Genomic DNA, 20,020 nt, shown 5'->3' on the forward strand with positions numbered 1-20,020 from the left:
CGTGTGCGGACACGGAAGCTCCTTACGCGGAACTGGCCTGCAGGGACAGGCGGGGAGTCGGTCGTGATAACCCTCCGGTGGCCGGTCTCGTACGGGCGCGGGCACTCAGGAGTCGGGCAATGCTCAGCGCGACGGCGTCGGCCTCCCGCTGGAACGATGTACGGGTTCCTGGGCGGCTGTTGCCGATCTGAGTGAACCATCGGACGTTCTCGGTCGGAATGCCGATGGCGTAGATACCTTCGTGCGGTACTCCGGCGGCGGAGACGACCTTGTTCTCAGCCGGTGTGATGTGCAGCCCTCCCGTGGCAAACACATCGTCGCACCCCGCGATGACGAACTCGGCAGCGACACCCTCGTCGACGATCTGCCGGATCAGACCGTCCCGATTGCGCCGCAGATCGGTGACCGGAACGCGGCTGTCCACCAGCCAAGAGACGTATCGTCGAGAGCCGGCAACCACAGGGGAGTCCACCGTGTACCGACCCCGGACCGGGTCATAGCCGAAGTGCGCTTCCGGGCCGACGACCGTGACGACCCCGGCCCGCAGTAGTGCCAGGAACTGTTCGGTGCGTACGGGCGGTGGACCGGTGGTGGTGAGGGAGATCAGGGGGGCCAACCGACGGAACTGCTCACGGTACGAGTACGCGTCCAGACCACCGAACTCCACCGCGGCGCGGATCGTTTCGCGGGCGTCCCGGAACGTGTCGAGCGCGGCCTTCAGCGGGCCCTCCACATTGCCAAGCCGTGCCTCCCGCACGTCTTCGACAAGCAGATCCGTCAGGGCCCTCCGGTACGCTCCGGCGCTTTCGAAGCGGCGACCAGCGAGAGGACGGCCCAGCGACACGAGGTTCAGTGGCACGATGTCACCCAACCCGTGCGCGATGGTCGTCTTCCGCCAGGCGACCTCATCCCCGCCCGTGGCGACCAGGTCTGCCGTTAGCGCCGCCACCGCCTCCGGTGTGAGTCGACGCCGCGCCAGCGTGGTGACGTACACCAGGTTGACATCGGCCATCAGCAGGGGCAGAACATCGGCGAGCAGATCCAGTGCGGGCCGCCCGTTGGTACGGACGGCCCGATCCCGAAGCTCGGCTAGTGCCTCGGTGGTCAGGAACCGGGGTCGGTACTTTCCCGTGCCTGACTTCTGGTTGATGCCCCGGGTCAGTATCGGCACGCCGGACCGTGATCCGGCGATCAGAGTCGGCTCCCCGCCACTGCGCTGGTAGGTGAGACGCCCGTCGGACCCGGCGTGGAACTTCCCGCCGCGGCCCAAGCTCAGCGACAGGGCTAAGTCGTAGAAGGACAACCCGAGCCCGATGACGCCGACTGGTGTTCCGGGGGAAATACCGTCCAGGTTCATGTCCGCGACTGAATCGCCGCTGACGAACCGCAGGTCAGGATGGTGTCGCGCGGCGGCGGCGAGTTCCGCCTCCCAGCCGGTGAGGTCGTTGCGGCCGTGACCGGTCGCCAGTACCACAACGTCGACATCGATGGATCCAACCGGGCCATCGCCGTCGATTTCCAACCTGTACCGGTCACCACAGGGGCGGACTGCGGTGACCCTACCGAGGATCTCCACCACCTCTGCGACGCCACGCAAGCTGACACGGGTCTTGGCGAACACGTGCTTGAGGTACCTGCCGTACACAGCCCGTGGCGCGTAATCGTTGTCGCCAAGCCCCCCGCCGTGGGCGGACCCATCTGCGGCTAGCCACTCGCCGAAGGTGCAGCCCGCGCCAGGTCGGCACCCCCCTCCGTCGCGGACTCCGGAGAACATCGTCAACTCGCCGACGACGGTGTTCATCATCAGCCAGGGTGGCTGGTCGGTACGCCAGATCCGTCCGACGCCCATTTCAATCGCGTCGACCAGCAGGATCCGGACGCGCCCGGTGCCGGCACGCAGGTACACCGCCAGTCGTTCGAAAACAGCTACCCCTCGCGGACCGGTGCCGACGATCGCCACGGTGAAGTCCGCGCCGGCCGAATCCACCGCAGCGGCCGCCGAGACGGTATGAGACATGACCATCCACCCCGTGTTCCGAACGCCGCCCATGCGCCGACCCGCCGACGAGACGGTTGACGGTCAACCGCCTGACGGCATGGCACCGCCAGGCGCGTTACGAGGAAAGGCCATTCCTCGGCTGAGCAGGTAGCCGAATCAGGACGGTGGTCACCGTATGCGGGTCGGCCCACATTCGTCAACGTCATAGGCGTTTTAGACAGAGGGCAGCAAGGCATTCCATCGCTTTTGTCCTTTGAAGACAGTATGAATCCGCGAGAGTCGCGCTGACGTAACACCCGACGGCTCCACCGCCGCCACCTCCAGGGGCGCATGTCGGAAAGCTGACACTTGCCGTTTCGCAGATGGTAGAACAACCGACGATCTGATGATCACGGCCCAGTGGCGGCGTTTCCGCGCAACTGCCATAAGGGCAACCCGAGCTGAGGTACAGCCGACGTGTGGCACCGGCCAACACTGTCGTATGGGCCCATGTCGACCGGCCGCGGTTCGAGCGACTCGATCACGTGCCGACGTTGCCGCCCGTACTCCCGACCATCGTCCAAGGTGCAGTCCGGAGGCTGGGTTGGCACCCCTGGCCGGCTGCGTGCGTGACCTGGTCAGCCGGCAGACGACGGCGACCGAGACGAGTTCGGCCCTGACCAACGCCGCGGCTCCGCATCCTTCCGGTTCCAGCAAATCGGCCAGCATGGCCAGCAAATCCTCATACGAGGACAGAACCGAGGTTCGGACTGCCCGCCATGATCAAGTCAGCAGGTCAACCAGAGTGGACATCCGGCAGGCGGCCCACCATCCCGAGCTGGACACGTCACACCTCTCGCACTCGGCTGATCGGCGGTTCTGGCCGGCAGCGGCATTCGTTCCGCAGATGAGCGATACCGCAGACATGGCCCATTGCAACAATCGGCACAAATACTGTCCGTACAGAATCCAACCGGACAAAACCATTGCACGTGGCTACCCGCTGCCCCTGGCCACAAAATGATCGACAGAAAAACCAGCAACCAAAGGTCGATGACGCTGGCGGAATCGGATCTACTTGGCTACAGTCTCGCTGTATCGGACAGGAGGCTGTCTCATCATGATCGTCAATTCGTGTAGTCCTACAAGGCATGAATGGTGAACATGCGGGGCACGCCGCACTGCAGCTCGACATCCATCGCGCCCACATCAGGGAAGTGTTGCAACATGACGCGATTCATCGTGTTGCCGGCCTTCGGCAGCCCAACAGCGGTGACATCGCAATGAAGGCTTCCCGCGAGACGCTCACCCCACAGATGGACCGGTACGCCGACTTCGTCGATCGGGCCGAAACCCGCTGGCTGCCGTACCTGATGTACTTCCACCGGACCGACTACCGCTCCGACGTAGTCAACACCGACCGGTTCGGTTTTCGATTGTCATACGGGCCGGACGGCATGGCCGGATCGGTCGAAGCGCCGCCAGCTGGGCCGTTACGGCTGCTGGTCGGCAGTTCGACCGCGTTCGGGGTAGGCACGACGAACGACCGGGCGACCATCGCGTCCCGGTTGTGGACACGGTACGCACCATCGGGCGCCTGGCTGAACTTCGGCGGCCGGGGCTACTGCTCAACCCAGGAGACCCTGCTCTTCCTCCTGCACCGGCACCTGCTCCCGCCGGTCGAGGAGGTCGTCATTCTTTCCGGTCTCAACAACCTTGCCCTCGCCGGTCTCCCACGATCGTCGCAGAGCGAGTTCGGCGCCTTCTTCTTCTCCGGCGAGTACTACCAGCAGATGAACGAACTGCGAAAACGGCACCGCCGGACCACTCGGTCCAAGTGGCCCGGATGGCGCCGCCGCCAGCCACATACCGACCCGGAACCCGATACCACCCTCCCCGACCTAGCCGATCGGATCAGCACGGCCGTCGAGCGCACGATCCGCGACATCGAACGCTGGCGACTGCTCGCCAGCGCCACCGGAGCACGGATCACCTTCGTCCTCCAGCCACTCGCCACCTGGGTCAGGACGAACCCCGAAACCCGTGAGGCGCTGCTCTTCGCCGAACTCGACAGGCACCCGTCGAACTTCTGGAAGTTGTTCGGCGCCATCGCCCCGATGGAGGTCGGACGCCGGTACGCCGCCGAACTCGGCGCGTGGTGCCAGTCACGTGACGTACCGTTCCTGGACCTCAACGTGAAACTGGCCGAAGTCGCCCGCGATGACCGGTGGCTCTTCGTTGACCGGGCGCACTTCAACGACGACGGCTACGACCTGGTGTCGAGTCTGCTGGCCGGCGGTCTCGATCTCAAGTGATCGCTGGCCACTACCCGAGGAGAAGGACCAATGTCGCTGCTGCGCAGGCTCTTCAGCCGCATCTTCCGCCGAAAGCCGAAGAAGGACGACGCCTCGATCTACCCCATGTTCTGACCCCGCTCTCGACATTCGACGAGGCCAGCAAATGATCATGCGTGATCGGCGACGCGACCACGGCGTCCTCCGCGCCGATCATCCGACGGAGGCGACCTTGTCGAGCCCGAGGAGCTGGTTCGTATGGGCAGCGGACCCCGAAACGCTCCTGCCCCGTACCCGGGTGGTCACGGCACTACGTACCGCGTTGCACGACGGCGACGGCGACACCTCGACTGACCTGGCCACGCTCGATGAACAGGTGCGCAGCTGGGCCGATGCCGAACGGGACCGCTTCACGGCATTGCTGCAGCCCACAGGCAACCGGACCGTCCTGGTCCGGCGGATCGCCCTCGGCTGCGCCCCGCTCGGCCTGCACGCGGGCGGGTGGCTGCAGTGGCTGACCTGCCCGGCGAACGCGGATAGCGCAACGGCATTGCGCGTCTTGGCGCTCTACGCCAGCGATATCGGCGTCGGTCATCCGCACGCGGACCGGGGCAGCGCGTACCGGACGCTGCTGGGTGCCCTGCGGCTCGCCGAGTGGGCCGCCTCGGCGACCCGGCTGGCTCGCGATGAGCAGCTCGACGACCAAGCCTTCGCCCTGGCCGGCCCATTGTTGCTCGCCAGCCGATTCCCGGTGGAATTCCGGTCCGAGATCCTCGGTGCCGACCTGTGCCTGCGGGCGGTCGGGCTCACGCCACCGCTGGTGGCGGTCCGGCAGGTGGCGCCCGACCTCGCCGACTGGACCGCCCTGGACCTGGGCGCGGCACGCGACGACGAAACACCCAGCGGCCTGGAGCTGAGCCGACGTGTCGTCAGCGACCTGCTCGCCGAGAGCGGCCGCGCCACCGGGGCCGCCGACCAGGTCCGACTAGGATTCCGCTGGGCGATGCGGGCACTGCGTGGCTGGACCGACGCTCTGCACGGCGAGTTGGTCGCGGTGACTGATCCCGCGGCCGAGATGGCCGAACTGCTGCGGCTGCGTGCCCGCGAAGCTGCGGTCTATCACGGCGACTACCCACTCGCCGGCCAGCCGTTGCGGCAGTGGTTGGCCGACAGCCAGCACAACCCCAGCGCCCTGTTGACCGCCCTGGCGCGAAGCAGGTTGGTGCGGCCGGGCGAGCCGGACCGCAGTCCGTTGGCCTCCACGCTGATCAGCGAGGGAGGGGCGATGTTCCGAGTCTTCTCCCCGGAGGACATCACGGTCATCCGGCGTTGGATCAGCGCTCTCCCGGACGCCAGAGATCAGTCTCGTGGCCACGGGACCGCCGACGATGGTGCTGTAGCCGACGGCCGCCCCACTCGCAGCTCGGCTGCCCAGGTCGACCTGCGACTACCGGACCCGGTTCCGGAGGATGACGATCGGACGCCCGCGACCCTGCGCGAGGCGTACCACCTGCTGCTCAATCGGCGTGACACACCCGCGCTGCGCCGCTACGCGATTGCCTACCTGACGAATTGGCTGGGCCGTTCCGGTTACCAGTTGGAGCAGGCCGTTCATCTACCGCCACAACGGTGGCAACCGGCCGAGCTCCGCCGCTGGTTGCAGCAGCAGCACGACCGGCACGCGGAGGAGTTCGACGACACCAAGGCGGACCCACTGCCGTCCAGGGAGGCGCTCATCGACTCCACCATCCAGTTGGCGCCGCTGACGCTGATCGACGGAAGCTGGTTGCAGGGATTCACCGACCACGCGTACGCGCCATCGGACGTCGGGCACTTCCTCTTCGAGACGTACTGGGACGAGCTGGGCAACGGCGAGCGTCGGCTGAACCACCCACTGCTGTACCGCGAAGTCCTTCACGAGATGGGAGTGGACCTGCCGCCTACCGCTACACCCGAGTTCAGCGCGTGGTCCGGTTTTCGTGACGAGTCTTTCGAGTTACCGGTGTACTGGCTGTGCATAGGCCGGCTACCCCATTCGTACCTGGCCGAGGTGCTCGGTCTAAACCTGGCGATGGAGTTGTCCGGCGTTGGCGGCAGCTACCGGCGTGCGCGTCGCGCACTCAAGAAGTACGGATACAGCACGCGGTTCGTCGACATCCACAACACCATCGACAACGTGGCGACCGGCCACTCGGCATGGGCCGCCGACGCGGTCGACACCTACATGGCGGCGGCGCCGACCATGCTCGGTGGTATCGATCGCGCCGCAGTCTGGCATCGGGTACTGACCGGCTACCGATCACTGAATCCGCCCAAGGGCATACGACCACGGTTGGCCGGCCGATTGGCCGCCCGTCGGCAGACCGGCTAACGTCTCGGGGAGACGCAGTGCAATCAATCATGATGGGCAGGCTCGCCGCACTGCGGCAACGCGTCGCCGCCGCAGCCGCTTCGGCCGGCCGCCGCCCCGCGGACGTGGAGTTGCTCGCTGTCTCGAAGGGCCACCCGGTCCCGGCGTTGCGTCAGGCCCTCGACCTCGGATTGACCAAATTCGGGGAAAGCTACGTTTCAGAGGCAATGCCGAAGGTCGACGGGCTGCAGACTGACTCGGTCGAGTGGGTCTACCTGGGACCCATCCAGACCAACAAAACCCGGCCGATCGCCGAGAACTTCGACTGGGTGCTCGGTCTGAGCACCCTGTCAGCTGCCCGGCGGCTACACGCGCAGCGGCCTGACAACAAGGGCCCACTCAACATCTGCGTCCAAGTCAACATTGACGGCGATCCAGCCAAGTCGGGGCTACGGCCAGAGCTGCTGGATGCCTTCCTCGACGAGTTGGACCAGTTCGGCAATCTCACGGTCCGTGGCTTGATGACGATCACACGACGACCGGAACCAGGAGCCGGCGGACCAGGCGCGGCAGCGTTCGCCGCACTCGCCGACCTCTTCGCCAAGCAGGTAGCCGGTGGCCGACGCTGGGACACACTGTCGATGGGAATGAGTGGCGATTTCGAGGCCGCCATCGCCAGCGGTAGTACCCAGGTCCGGCTCGGTACCGCGCTGTTCGGCCCCCGACCGGCGCGTGTCCCGGACACATCCGCCAACGAGCCCGGGGAATCCGCATGTCAGCCCTAGTCCTGGGCATCTCCGCCCACTACCACGACAGCGCCGCCGCGCTGGTCGACGGGACCACCGTTCTCGCCGCCGCGCAGGAGGAACGGTTCTCCCGCCGACGGCATGATCCGTCTTTCCCGATCCAGGCTGTCGGTTATTGTCTACGCGAGGCCGGGGTAAGCCTCGACGACGTCACCGCGATCGCCTACTACGAGGATCCGAGGCTGAAGTTCCGCCGGATCGCGGCGACGTATCTGGGCACCGTCCCGCACGGGGTGACCAGCTTCCGGCGGACGCTACCTGATTGGCTGACTGGGAAGCTGCGGGTGCGGCACACTGTCGCGCGCGAGCTGGCCGCGCTCGGTCTGGGCCGGGTTCCCGATGTTGTCTGCCGCCGGCACCACGAGTCGCACGCCGCTTCAGCGTTCTTCCCCAGCCCTTACCGGTCCGCTGCGGTGCTCTGCGTCGACGGTGTCGGTGAGTGGGCAACCACGACGATCTGGCGCGGCCACGACGACCGCTTGGAGTCCGTCGCCGAGCTGCGCTTCCCGCATTCGCTCGGTCTGCTCTACTCCGCGTTCACCTACTTCTGCGGTTTCAAGGTGGACTCCGGCGAGTACAAACTGATGGGATTGGCGCCGTATGGCCGGCCACGGTTCGTCCAGCAGATTCGCGACAACCTGGTCGATGTCAAGCCTGACGGATCGTTCCGGTTGAACATGCGCTATTTCGAGTTTCTGTTCGGGAAGGTCATGACCGGAGCCGGTTTCGAGCGGCTCTTCGGCGGTCCCCGCCGTACCCCCGAGGCTCCGTTGACCGAACGGGAATTCGATCTGGCCGCCTCCATCCAGATCGTCGCGGAGGACATCTACCTACGGCTGTGCCGGACCGCCCAGCGGCTGACCGGGGAGGCCCGGCTCTGTCTCGCCGGTGGCGTCGCGCTCAACTGTGTGGCCAACGGCAAACTGATTCAGCAGGAGGTCTTCGACGGGGTGTGGATCCAGCCGGCGGCAGGGGACGCCGGCGGGGCCGTCGGTGCGGCGCTGGCGGTGGCCGTTGAGCGCGGTGCCACGCGTGGGCATGTCCACACCGGCCGCGACGCGATGGCGGGGGCGCTGCTCGGTCCGGCGTACGACGACGACGAGATCCGTGCCTACCTCGACAGCGCTGGGATCCCCTACGCCTGGCACGAGCCCGACGCCTTGGCTGACGCGGTCGCCGACCGACTCGCGGAGGGCGCTGTGGTCGGCTGGTTCCAGGGCCGGATGGAGTTCGGTCCGCGGGCGCTGGGCGCCCGGTCCATCCTTGGTGACCCACGACGGGACGACATGCAGTCCGTGATGAATCTCAAGATTAAATATCGGGAGTCGTTCCGCCCATTCGCGCCCGCTGTTCTGGAGGCCGACGCCCAACACTACTTCGACCTTAAGCAGGAGAGCCCGTACATGCTGGTGGTCGCAGAGGTATCCAAACCGCAGCGGATGGCACACGACACGGCGACCAACCGCACCGGATTGGATTTGCTGCGGGTACGTCGCTCAACCATCCCCGCAGTCACGCACATCGACATGTCCGCTCGGGTGCAGACGGTCAACGAGGACCGCAATCCCGCGTTCCACCGCCTGCTGACCGCGTTCAAGGCGCGGACCGGCTGTTCAGTCCTGGTCAACACGTCGTTCAACGTGCGCGGTGAACCCATCGTGCGCAGCCCTCAGGAGGCGTACACCTGCTTCATGCGCACTGATATGGATGTCCTCGCCGTGGGCGGATTCCTACTGGAGAAGGTCGACCAACCCGAGCTACGGGAAGCGCACGACTGGCGTGACGAGATTCCCCTCGACTGATCGAGGAGACGTTTGATGTGGAGTGTATTTCTGACCCCGCTGTACTACCTGGTGGTGGTACCCGCCGGGGTCGCCGCGCGGCTCGTACACGATCCGCTGCACCGGCGGTGGGACGACCGCGCCACCAGCTATTTGATCCAGACGGGTGCACTGGAAAAGGGAGAACGTTGAACACATCGACTGCGGACCGGGTCGTAAAGGTCCTCGTGGAGGTCAAGGCGATCACCATCGCCCCGGAAATGTTGGACGGTAAGCGGTTGCTGTCCGCGCCGGAGATCGGGGTGGACTCACTGAGTCTGCTCGAACTGATCGTGCGCATCGAACGCGAATTCGGCATCCAGATCCCCGACCAGGACGTGTTCGCGGCCGAACTGCGCACGATCGACGACCTCACCGCCCTTGTCGAGACGCACCTCACGGCTAGGCAGCACCAGCCTGGAAAGGACTGAGTATGACCAAGCCCGCTGCCGAGAACAGCCTGACCGCTGCGGAGATCGTGCCCACGCACTGGTACAACATTCTCGCCGACCTGGATGGTGTGGAGGATGCGTCCCGGCTGCGGCGGGCCCGGCCCAATGTCGAGATCGAGCGGACCGGAGACCGTGTCCTGCCACAGATCCCACTGACCATGTACCGGCAGAGTATGGGTCGCGACCGCTTCGTGGAGATTCCCGACGAGGTACGGCAGCAGTACCTGCGCTGGCGACCCACTCCGTTGCGCCGCGCCAGAAACCTGGAACGGTTGCTCGACACCCCAGCGCGCATCTATTACAAGTACGAGGGTACGAACCCGACCGGCAGTCACAAGCTCAACACCGCGCTGGCTCAGGCGTACTACTACAAAAAAGCGGGCGTACGAGAGCTGACCACCGGCACCGGTGCCGGCCAATGGGGCTCGGCACTCTCTCTCGCGGCCCGAATGTACGGCCTTACCTGCACCGTCTACATGGTTAAGGTCAGCTACGAGCAAAAACCGTACCGGCGGGTCATGATGGAGATGAACGGGGCCTCGGTGGTGTCCAGCCCAAGCGTGAGCACGCAGTCCGGACGGCTGGCGCTGGAACGTGACCCGCTGACCGAGGGCAGCCTGTCGGTCGCTAACGCCGAGGCGTTCGAGCACGCTGCCGGTCGCGAGGCGTGCAACCTCTCGGTCGGTAGCGGCGAGAACCACGTTCTGCTTCACCAGACCGTCATTGGTCAGGAGGCGATCCGACAGCTCGAGGCGCTCGACGAGTTTCCGGACGTGGTGATCGGGGCGGTCGGAGCGGGAAGCAACTTTTCCGGCCTCGCGTTTCCCTTCTATCACGAGAAGGTGCGTCACGGCCGTAAGACCCGTTTCGTCGCCGTCGAGCCGGAGGCCTGTCCGAAGCTCACCCGGGGCACGTACGCGTGGGACTTCAACGACTTCACCGGGATCACCCCGATGACCAAGATGTACACCCTGGGGCACACTTTTGTCTCGCCTGGCATCCATGCCGGTGGGCTGCGTTACCACGGTGCGGCTCCCTTGGTCAGCGCCATGTACGACCAGCGGCTGATCGAGGCCGTCGCATATCCTCAGCGGGCTGTTTTCGAGGCGGGTGTGACCTTCGCCCAGCAGGAGTGGATCACGCCGGCACCCGAGTCGGCGCACGCGATCCGGGGGGCGATCGTGGAGGCGTTGCGGGCCCGCGAAGCCGGTGAGGAAACGGTTATTCTCTTCAATCTGAGTGGTCACGGTTTGCTCGACCTTTCCGCATACGCTCACTACCTCAGCGGGGAGATGCAGGACATGGCCGCGCCGGACGAGGTGATCGCCGGCTCGCTGGGACGGCTACCCGACCTGTCCCTGTGAGCGGCCTCCGCCTGATCGGCACGACGCACAGCCGGAGCCGCCCGCTGGTCGATACGGGCGGAATGGGTGAAAGGGATACCTGTGGAACGGTCCAGACCGATGGCGCTGCTCGTCGGTGGGCATCTGAAGACCCTGCGGCTGGCGCACGGACTCGGCGTGGGGATCGTCTTGATCCAGCATCCCGGACGGTTCGAGCCCGCGTCAGTCGATCTGGTCGAAGGGCTCATCCTTGCCGACTACACCGACTGGGACACTCTGGGTCCACTCGCCGAAGCGGGGCACCGGGTATGGAAGTTCGACGCCGCATTGTCGTTGACCGAGCCCGGACTGGTGCCCGCAGCCCGGGTGAACGAACTGCTCGGCCTCCATGGCACTCCACACGAGGTCGCCTACCGGCTACGCGACAAGGCTGCGATGCGGCAGCGACTGCATACGGTCGGTGTGCGCACCGTGGCGGCCGAACCGCTGACCGACAAAGCGAGCCTGGCCGACTTCGGCACCCGGTTCGGCTACCCGTTTGTGGTCAAGCCGACGAACGGAACCGCCGGCTTCGGAGTCATGACCGTCGCCTCCGCCGACGACGTGTCACGGGTCTGGCGACAGGTGATGCGGCTACGTTCTCCTGACCAACCGCCGGCAGCCGGGCTGTACCTGATGCACGACTTCCTCATGGAAGAGTACGCACACGGGCCGGAGATCAGTGTCGAGACGTTCAGTTTCGGTGGCCGGCACGTCGTCGTCGCGATGACCGAGAAGACCGTCGACGAGGCGTCCCGGACCGAGCTCGGACACGCGATGCCCGCCCGCCTCGACCCGTCGGTGGGTCAGGACGTCACCGTGGCCGTCACCGAGTTCCTCGACGCGATGGAACTCACCGACGGACCGTCCCACACCGAGGTGCGCCTCGACCCTCGGGGACCGTTGGTCATCGAATCCCACAACCGGGTCGGCGGCGGCCTCATCCATGATCTCGTTCGCGCGACGTACGGCATCGACCTCGAGGAACTGGCCCTGGCGTGGGCCGTCGGCCTCGGCGACGAAATGACCGTGCCACCGGTCGCCCAGTGCGGCAGCGCGGTACGGTTCGTCCACGCCCCACCTGGCGTGGTGACCGCCATCGGAGATCTCGACGCCGTACGAGCCGAGCCGGACGTGCTCACCGCCAGTCTTTCCGTTTGCGTCGGTGACATTGTTCGGCCGCTGGCGAACAATTGGGACCGGCTGGGCAACATCGCGGTCACCGGCGCCGACACCGCCGCAGCCGTCGTGCGCTGCGAACACTTGGCCAGCCGGCTACATCCCACCACCTGCCCGTCCGAAAGAGGACTTCGTTGAGCGCCGTCATCCTGCACCGGGGATCTCTCAGCATCAATCCGTACGACCAGTGGCTCAAGGACTACGACGGTGACCTGTTTCTGCTCGCAGCGCAGGAGTATCTCGACGACTTCGGCGAGAAGCTGCCAGCACCCGGCACCGGCTACCGGTACGCGCAGGCGTTCAATGGCTACGACCATCCGGAACCGGTCGACCAGCTGGTTCTCGAGCTGGCCCGCGAGCACGGTGTCCAGCACATCGTCGCCTGCCAGGAAATGGTCCTCGAACGCGCCGCACGGCTGCGCCAGCAGCTCGGTCTACCTGGGCAGACTCCACAGAGCGTGCTGGCTTTCCGGGACAAGGTGGTGATGAAACGCTGGGCCGAACAGGGTGGCGTGCCGGTGGCACGGCATCGGGCGGCACACACCCCCGAGGACGTCCGAGACTTTGCTGGCACGTACGGGTATCCGATCGTTCTGAAGCCGCGCGACGGCGCCGGCTCCATTGACGCGCGGATACTGCGCGACGCGGGTGAGCTCGACGCGGTTCTCGCCGCCGGGGTCGGGCTCCACTTCCCCAAGATGCTGGTCGAATCCTTCGTCTCCGGTCCGATGTACCACGTCAACGGCCTCGTCATCGACGGCAAGACCGTCTTCTCGTGGCCGTCGCGCTACCTCGACGTGCTTGCCGACTTCACCGCTGGTGGCAGCCGGGTGGATGTCACCCTGGCGTCCGACGATCCGCTCACCGCCCGCATCGTGGACTTCAACGAGCAGGTACTCGCCGCGATGCCTGGACCACCGCACTTCGGATTCCATACGGAGGTCTTTCACACCCCTGACGACCGGCTGGTGCTCTGCGAGATCGCCAGCCGTCCCGGCGGCGCGGCGGTCAAGGAGGCGATGCGGGCCGCGTTCGGGGTCGACATCACCGAGATGATGGTCCGCGCACAGCTCGGTCTCCCGCTCATCGGACTGTCGGCGCAGCCACGACCGGAACCGATCATGATGGCGGGGCAACTGCTGCTCATGAAGCGGCCCGGCGTCGTACGGTCATTGCCGAACGGCCCACACTTCCCCTGGGTACGGCACTACCGGATGCTCGTCGAGCAGGGGCAACGACTCCGGGCGTCGAACGCGTCATCCGACATGCTCGCATACATGGTGGTGGTCGGTCCGGACCGTCCCACCTGCGAGGCACGCCTCTACGAGGCCCGGGAGTGGTTCGACAGCCAGGTGGTGATCGATCCGATGTGAACGGGCTCCGTCACCGGTTCACGAGTGCCTTCATCACCGAGGCGAACACGGCCAGCCCATCGTCGCTCGGTCCGACCAGCCGGTCGATGGCGTGCTCGGGATGCGGCATCATACCCACCACGTTGCCGGCCTCGTTGGTGACGCCGGCGATGTCCCGGTAGCTCCCGTTAGGGTTGCGCCGCACGTACCGGGCGACCACTCGCCCCTCCGCCTCGATAGCGTCCAGCGTGCGGCGATCGGCTACGAACTGACCGTCGGCGTTCTTGATCGGGATCGTGAGTTTCTGATCGGCCGATATCGCGTTGGTCCAGACCGTGCTGGCATTGACGATCTGGATGACCTGGTCGGTGCAGATGAACTTCCGGCCGGCGTTCTTGATCAGAGCACCTGGCAGCAGTCCCGCCTCGCAGAGGATCTGGAATCCGTTGCAGACACCGAGAACCGGCATGCCACCCCGTGCTGCGTCGATGATCTTCTCCATGATCGGTGACATCCGTGCGATCGCACCGGGACGGAGGTAGTCGCCGTAGGAAAAGCCGCCAGGCAGGACCACGGCCTGCACATTCGACAATGTCGGGTTGTCGTGCCAGAGCCGTACCGCCTCCGCACCAACGCGCTGCACCGCCCGCGCCGCGTCGCCATCGTCCAAGGAGCCCGGAAAAGTCACCACACCCACTCGCACCGACACGGCCGCTCCCATCATCGTCGACGGCCCGCTAGCGCCGCTGCGATGATAATAGCTGCGAGCGACCGGAGCGCCCTCGATGCCTATCCGGGGAGATGACCGTCTGGTAGGAACTGTACAATAAACGCCCTGTCTCGCATTCGGTGGTGACGGAGAGTCGTGAGGGCCGTTGACAGTCGCGTGAAGGATGTCAACGAGCTTGTGCAGACGGTGTTTTCGGGTCTTTCTCCACTGGTCACAGAGGATGTGGCTGACGAGGGCGAGCGGATCGTGGTGCGGGCGCGGACTCCGGAGGGCACTGCGGTCTGTCCGTTGTGCTGTGGGCTTGGTGGATAGGCGCGATGACTTGTCAGCGCGACTGGCGCGGGTGGCGTCGAAGTTGACGGTCGTAGCGTCGTTGCCCGGCGAGCCGGTCATGTTCGGTGCCGATTTCCACCATTTCCGAATCGGGCTTGCGTTGTCGGAGGATGCGGTCGTCGTCTTCGAGGAGCGTCACGGTGTGAGGCTGCCGCCCGACTATCGCGGCTTCATCACCACGGTCGGGCATGGAGGACCAGGTCGGTTCGGTGGAGCCGGGCCCTTCTATGGTCTGTTCTCGATCGAGGACTGGGAGTGGGCGCTGCTGGGCGACCCCAACGTCACCATGCTGGCCGGGCCGTTTCCGGCCGAGCGCGGCCGGGTGTACGAAGAGTGGCTTGCTGAAGCGACGCCGGGCGAAGACGACGAGCCGTACCGCGGAACGTTGGCGCTCAGCCATCAGGGCTGCGGCGACCTGTCACTCCTCGTCCTCAGCGGCCCTGCCCGCGGGCGGGGTGTCGACACCCGCCCGGGCAAGCAGGGGCCGCACTTCACTGAGGATCCGGACTTTCTTTCCTGGTACGAGAGATGGCTGGACGTCGTTCTGGCCGGCGAGCGGCACTTCCGCTAAGCGGCCGGCCGATTTTCGGCCCTCGGCGCACACCATCTGCTTGGGCAGCTTCCCATCCGCCAGGTTGGATGTTGCGACTCACTCTTCTGCCGCAGACAATGCACCCCAGCGGTGACACATCCGTCACCCTCGGTAGCCGCCACCGTGGCGCATCGAGATGCGGGATGTTCGGACATTCCGAGAACAGTGCGCCGTCGGGGCTACGGACGTCCGGAATCCAGCGCAGTGAATGCTTCCGTGATGAGGCGCAAGTCGCTTGATGAAAGCTCGCTTCCGAGGCTGCGGTACGCGTCCGATCCGAGACAGACCAGTACGCCAGATGGCGCACCCGAAGCTCGTCCATGAGCTCCTCGATGAACGCCGGACCCTCATCGCGCATGAGTTGCTGCCGGCTCCGGAGCCCGTCGCTGCCCGGGCGCAGTCGAGGCCCCCAGTTGCCGAGGGCGTAGATGATCGGAAGAGTCTGGATGCTGGCTTCAGTGAGGGTGTAGCGAGCGCGCTGCCCCCGCGCTGAGTTCATTTGGGTGGTGATGGGGCTTCGAGTGGTTTCCCGCGGGCTCGTGCGGCGTCGGTGATGGTGATCCCGGCCAGGACCAGTGCGGCGGTGAGGGAGACCAGCACCGGTGGTAGGAGGTGCATCAGCGGGACTGCGAGGACGAGGATGATGACTCCGACGATCCGGGGTCGGGAGACCCGGGCGAAGACCACGTATTCGAAGTGGGCGCGGCCGGCGACGTACAGGGCGGGGCCGCCGATGATGAAGAGCAGCCAGGCCAGCTTGGTGTGGCCGACAGCAAATTGACCTCCTTCGCCGCGGGCAGCTTCAAGCGGGTGGGAGATGGTCAGTTCGTATCCGATGGCGGTGTTGATGATGCCGAGGATCATGATCCAGTGGGTGAAGGCGGCCATCCGGCCGAGATGGGCGGGGTCCTTCGATGCGGCGATGGCGTCGGTGAGGATCTGCCCGGCCCGGTAGAAGTAGATCCGCCACAGCAGCACGGTGGTGGCGAAGCCGATCACGAACGCCGCCGTCGACTCGACGTCGTACAGGCCCATGGTGTAGGCGGCGGCGAGGGCCAGGACCGATTCGCCGAGGGCGATCAGGAGGAACTGCTGATAACGGTCGGCCAAATGTTCGCCGGCCGTCGCCCACGGGATGGCACGGGACCGGCCGAGCTTCGGCACGGGCCACCCGAGGCGGGCCGCCAGGTAGTCCCCGGCCGCGGCGGCGATCCACAGCACCACCCGGGTCTCATCGTGGGTGAACGCGCCGACGATCCACAGGATGCCCGTCAGCGTGAACCAGACGAGGTCACGGGTGACCCTGTCCTCCAGCTCGTGCCCCCGCAGCATGACCTTGAGGACGACGACCCGGCCGACCTGGATGACAACGTACGGCACAGCGAAGGCCAGGCCGCCGCCGTCGAACGCGGTCGGTATCCCAGCCGACATGATCAGCACACCGAACATGGTCATGATGACGATGACCTGCACGGGTAGCCGGCGGGGGTCCAGTCTGGCCGTCGTCCACGCGGTCATGGTCCAGACCCAGGTCAGCGGCAGGAGCAGGAGCAGCGTCTTGCCCGCATTCGGGAGAGTAAGCCACGACTCGGCGAGGCCGGGACGGGCCAAATGTTCGGTCACCCGCAGGGCGATCCGCTGAATGACGAAGACGAACGCCAGGTCGAAGAACAATTCCAGGAACGTCGCCTGCTGCGGGCAGTGCATTACTGGTGTGGCCGGCCGGCGCGGCCCGCTTTGCGGGCCGCCTTGATACGAGAAGAGAACGACTCGGCAAGTAGAGGACTGGCGTTGAAACTTGACCGACGGTCAAGGAGCGCTAGTTACAGCCAACTTGACTGATCTTGGTCCCCGGAACGCCAAAGAGGGCACATCCATCGATCGGATGTGCCCTCTGACCTGCGTCGGGACGGCCGGATTTGAACCGACGACCCCTTGGCCCCCAGGACGCTTCGCTAAGCGTTCCCGCACGTCAAACACGCTATCCCCGAACTCAGGCCGTGCAGTCGACGGCATACCGACCACCATCGCGTACACCGTGTGGTCCCCACCTGGTCCCCAGGCGCCGACACCCTTGGCGACCGCACTATGGCGGTTTACGAAGTGCGGACACGGGCGGAAGTCACACGGCGGCGCCTGCGGCCGGCGGTCGGCCCGGTTGCGTCTCGTGCCCGCTCGTGACCGGTGCGCCTTCCGGCTACTGGCCCGTGGATGGCCCGGCCCAACCTCGGACGTGCCCGCCGCCCTACGTCGGCGATTGCTGCTGTCCCCTATCCTTCGGGTCATGGCCGATGATCCGCTCAGCTCGCGCCCTCCACTTAGACGAGCGCCACGGACGTTGATCGTCGCGCTGATGGTGGTCGGGGTGGTGGTGGTGCCATTCGTCGTCATCAGTGAGCTGATCGAGGCCACGATGGGTACTGGCCCGCTCGCGAATTTCGGCTGGATCGCAGTTCCGATGGCCGCCACGGCCTGGCTTGCGCCGCGTGCGTCCTACCGCTGTCGCGACGCACTGTGGTGGTTCACCGGCCCGGTCGGCGGCCTCTACATCTTTGTGGTGATTGCTTGGCGGCTGGCCTTCCTGCCCTACCGTGATTGGCCGCCTCGACCCGATGAGGCATCCCGGGTCCGCCGGCTGCCCGATGATCAACAGGCCGAGTTGTGGCAGTCGTAGACCGTCCAGCCTCTCGGACGGATGGCCGCCAGGCTGCCCCCATCCCCGGAATAGGTGGCCAACGACTGCGGCGCCCGGTTGGTGTCAAGGGTGGCCGTAGGCCATCGGCTTGCCGGCGCGCAGCGCCCTTGACGCCGGCCGGGTGGCGTAGAGGATCGGGCACCCGGGAGATGAGTCACGTCCTGATCCTCATCGTCATCGAACCGCGGACTGTGCCCACGTGACTCGGACGCAAGCAGCTTTGCTGCGCGGCAGCGATCACCCCGACGTCGACGGAGAGCAACCCCGACGGCGATCGTCCCGCCTCAGTCGCCCAGTGCTGTTAGCGTTCCGCCAGCGTGGCCGACCGGCCGGCCCGGCCGATGCCGGCCGGAGGTCGCCAGCGGGCCGGGGCCGGGCCGGCGCGGCCCGCTTTGCGGGCCGCCTTGATACGAGAAGAGAACGACTCGGCAAATAGAGGACTGCCGTTGAAACTTGACCGACGGTCAAGGAGCGCTAGTTACAGCCAACTTGACTGATCTTGGTCCCCGCAACGCCAAAGAGGGCACATCCATCGATCGGATGTGCCCTCTGACCTGCGTCGGGACGGCCGGATTTGAACCGACGACCCCTTGACCCCCAGGACGCTTCGCCAAGCGTTCCCGCACGTCAAACACGCTATCCCCGCGATCAGGACGTGCACTCGACGGCATACCGGCCACCATCGCGCACACCGTGTGGTCCCCACCTGGTCCCCCGGCGCCGACACACTTGACGACCGCCGCAGCACCCGGGTTCGGAAGTGTGGATACGGCCGGAAGTCTCAACCGGCAGTGACCTGGCTTGACCTGCGCCGCCACGCTGGCTGCCGCGTCCGGGAGCTGACCGCCGTCGCCCAACCCAACGGGCACGCAACGGGCACGGCGAGGGAGGGATTGTGAGATCAAGTTGCCCGTGCCGATGACCTGGGCGCATGTCGGCCTAGCAGCGGAAACACCTCTCGACATCTCACACCGCTCCCCCGCCGTCCGCCGACCTCTTGCGGACTAGATGCGGACCGCTCGCCTGCCGGGCGGCACGGAGCGTCAGTTTGGAAGAGCGCCCTCAAGCGGTCGTGATGCCCGAAACGCCTGCGGGCGGCGGCCGGCCCGGTTGCGTCTCGTGCCCCCTCGTGCCCGCTGCGCGCCACGGCTACTGGCCCACGGATGGCCCATGCCGGCGGCCGTCCTTCCCTTGCCCGCATGGTCCATCATGGTGTCTCCATTCATGATCCTCGGACGGGCGGGCCTCGTGGCGCCGCAGCCGGAGCATCCGAGCGGCGAAGAGAAGGTAGGGCGTGCCATGACCAGTCAGCTCTCCGAGAATCAGCGAAGGTACAACCCTCTGGCGATCATGGCCTGCTGCATGGGCCTGGTTCCGCTGCTGTACGTCAGCGCGGGCATGGCTGAGCTGGCACCCCTGCTAACCGGATTTTCAATCAGTCTGCCGATGTTCGGCGGATGCGCGGTTGCCGTAGGCGTCGTGGGACTGAAGCAGATCAAGACGACTGGGCAACGTGGTCGCGGTCTGGCGATTGCCGGGTGCGTGGCTGGCTTAGCCGTATTGGCGGTCGTGGCGTATATCGTCGTGGTTCTGACGGTGTTTGGCACGTGCGCCGTGCCCGACGGCTGCGGAGGGTGACCCAGTCGATCCAGGAGTTTGACCTGGCCGCCGCGAGAGGGGCGTTGCGGGGCGACGGCGGTCAGGATCTCCTCGTCGGGCAGTCGTAGACCGTCCAGCCTCCCCGGACGGGGTCCAGGTGGAGCGCCCTACCGGACGAACGACCTGGACCCCGACCGGGGAGGCTGGTAGCCCTTGTGGTGCCCGGCAAGGGGATCCGCAGCTGATCTCTGAGGAGGGTCGGGGTTCGGGGCGGAGCCCTGAGGTCTTCGAGGTCCTGTGTCCCGTCAGCGCCAGAGCACCACCAACGCAGCCGCACGGCGAGTCACCCCGACCGCCGTGCGGCTCCTCCCCGCAGCGCACTCCAACTTCAGCTTCCTCGACGGCGCCAGCCACCCCGAGGAGCTGGCCGAGGAGGCCGCCCGGCTGGGGCTCACCGC

At 66.1% G+C, this 20,020-nt stretch carries 16 protein-coding genes; 13 read left to right on the forward strand and 3 right to left on the reverse strand.

Annotation, left to right across the window (positions count from 1 at the left end; all coding sequences use genetic code 11):
- Positions 1–22: 22 nt before the first annotated feature.
- Positions 23–2,017 carry an FAD/NAD(P)-binding protein gene (locus tag AB0C02_RS29520; RefSeq protein WP_357552405.1) on the reverse strand — a complete coding sequence of 665 codons (1,995 nt, stop codon included), beginning with the start codon at positions 2,015–2,017 and terminating at the stop codon, positions 23–25.
- A gap of 565 nt (positions 2,018–2,582) precedes the next feature.
- Here AB0C02_RS29520 and AB0C02_RS29525 point away from each other — a divergent pair.
- From AB0C02_RS29525 to AB0C02_RS29570, 10 genes are all read left to right on the forward strand, one after another.
- Positions 2,583–3,002, forward strand: a complete 420-nt coding sequence (locus AB0C02_RS29525) for a hypothetical protein (RefSeq protein WP_357552406.1) — start codon at positions 2,583–2,585, stop codon at positions 3,000–3,002.
- A gap of 259 nt (positions 3,003–3,261) precedes the next feature.
- On the forward strand, positions 3,262–4,293 hold the full coding sequence (locus AB0C02_RS29530; RefSeq protein ID WP_357552407.1) for an Inducer of phenazine A: 1,032 nt from the start codon (positions 3,262–3,264) through the stop codon (positions 4,291–4,293).
- Between the two features lie 211 nt (positions 4,294–4,504).
- Entirely contained in the window at positions 4,505–6,643 is a 2,139-nt protein-coding gene (locus tag AB0C02_RS29535) for an iron-containing redox enzyme family protein (protein WP_357552408.1), read from the forward strand.
- A gap of 17 nt (positions 6,644–6,660) precedes the next feature.
- Positions 6,661–7,407: a YggS family pyridoxal phosphate-dependent enzyme gene (locus AB0C02_RS29540; protein WP_357552409.1), complete on the forward strand. Its 747-nt coding sequence runs from the start codon at positions 6,661–6,663 to the stop codon at positions 7,405–7,407.
- On the forward strand, positions 7,395–9,230 hold the full coding sequence (locus tag AB0C02_RS29545) for a carbamoyltransferase (RefSeq protein WP_357552410.1): 1,836 nt from the start codon (positions 7,395–7,397) through the stop codon (positions 9,228–9,230). The genes AB0C02_RS29540 and AB0C02_RS29545 overlap by 13 nt, the downstream gene beginning before the upstream one ends.
- A 15-nt stretch (positions 9,231–9,245) precedes the next feature.
- The gene (locus tag AB0C02_RS29550; RefSeq protein WP_357552411.1) at positions 9,246–9,401 is read left to right on the forward strand and encodes a hypothetical protein; all 156 of its coding nucleotides are present in this window, start codon (positions 9,246–9,248) and stop codon (positions 9,399–9,401) included.
- Positions 9,402–9,436: 35 nt separating this feature from the next.
- A complete protein-coding gene (locus tag AB0C02_RS29555; protein WP_357552412.1) occupies positions 9,437–9,679 on the forward strand; it encodes a phosphopantetheine-binding protein in 243 nt (80 codons plus the stop codon).
- Positions 9,680–9,681: 2 nt separating this feature from the next.
- Complete coding sequence (locus AB0C02_RS29560) at positions 9,682–11,064, forward strand: TrpB-like pyridoxal phosphate-dependent enzyme (RefSeq protein WP_357552413.1); 1,383 nt, start codon at positions 9,682–9,684, stop codon at positions 11,062–11,064.
- A 99-nt stretch (positions 11,065–11,163) separates the two neighbouring features.
- Positions 11,164–12,399, forward strand: a complete 1,236-nt coding sequence (locus AB0C02_RS29565; protein ID WP_357552414.1) for an ATP-grasp domain-containing protein — start codon at positions 11,164–11,166, stop codon at positions 12,397–12,399.
- Positions 12,396–13,634, forward strand: a complete 1,239-nt coding sequence (locus tag AB0C02_RS29570) for a hypothetical protein (protein WP_357552415.1) — start codon at positions 12,396–12,398, stop codon at positions 13,632–13,634. The genes AB0C02_RS29565 and AB0C02_RS29570 overlap by 4 nt, the downstream gene beginning before the upstream one ends.
- A 10-nt stretch (positions 13,635–13,644) precedes the next feature.
- On the opposite strand, the gene purQ is transcribed toward AB0C02_RS29570, so the two are convergent.
- Positions 13,645–14,322: a phosphoribosylformylglycinamidine synthase subunit PurQ gene (gene purQ / locus AB0C02_RS29575; RefSeq protein ID WP_357552416.1), complete on the reverse strand. Its 678-nt coding sequence runs from the start codon at positions 14,320–14,322 to the stop codon at positions 13,645–13,647.
- Between the two features lie 364 nt (positions 14,323–14,686).
- Between purQ and AB0C02_RS29580 the strand changes: the two genes are divergently transcribed.
- Positions 14,687–15,247, forward strand: coding sequence for an SMI1/KNR4 family protein (locus tag AB0C02_RS29580; RefSeq protein WP_357552417.1), 561 nt, complete (start codon positions 14,687–14,689; stop codon positions 15,245–15,247).
- Positions 15,248–15,763: 516 nt separating this feature from the next.
- Here the strand turns inward: AB0C02_RS29580 and AB0C02_RS29585 are convergent.
- Complete coding sequence (locus AB0C02_RS29585) at positions 15,764–16,975, reverse strand: low temperature requirement protein A (RefSeq protein WP_357552418.1); 1,212 nt, start codon at positions 16,973–16,975, stop codon at positions 15,764–15,766.
- 631 nt (positions 16,976–17,606) lie between these two features.
- On the opposite strand from AB0C02_RS29585, the gene AB0C02_RS29590 reads away from it, so the two are divergent.
- On the forward strand, positions 17,607–17,942 hold the full coding sequence (locus tag AB0C02_RS29590) for a hypothetical protein (RefSeq protein WP_357552419.1): 336 nt from the start codon (positions 17,607–17,609) through the stop codon (positions 17,940–17,942).
- A gap of 1,191 nt (positions 17,943–19,133) precedes the next feature.
- Complete coding sequence (locus tag AB0C02_RS29595; protein ID WP_357552420.1) at positions 19,134–19,601, forward strand: DUF4190 domain-containing protein; 468 nt, start codon at positions 19,134–19,136, stop codon at positions 19,599–19,601.
- The last annotated feature ends 419 nt before the right edge of the window (positions 19,602–20,020 follow it).

The sequence above is a fragment of the Micromonospora sp. NPDC048999 genome (assembly GCF_040649295.1).
Taxonomy (GTDB): domain Bacteria; phylum Actinomycetota; class Actinomycetes; order Mycobacteriales; family Micromonosporaceae; genus Micromonospora.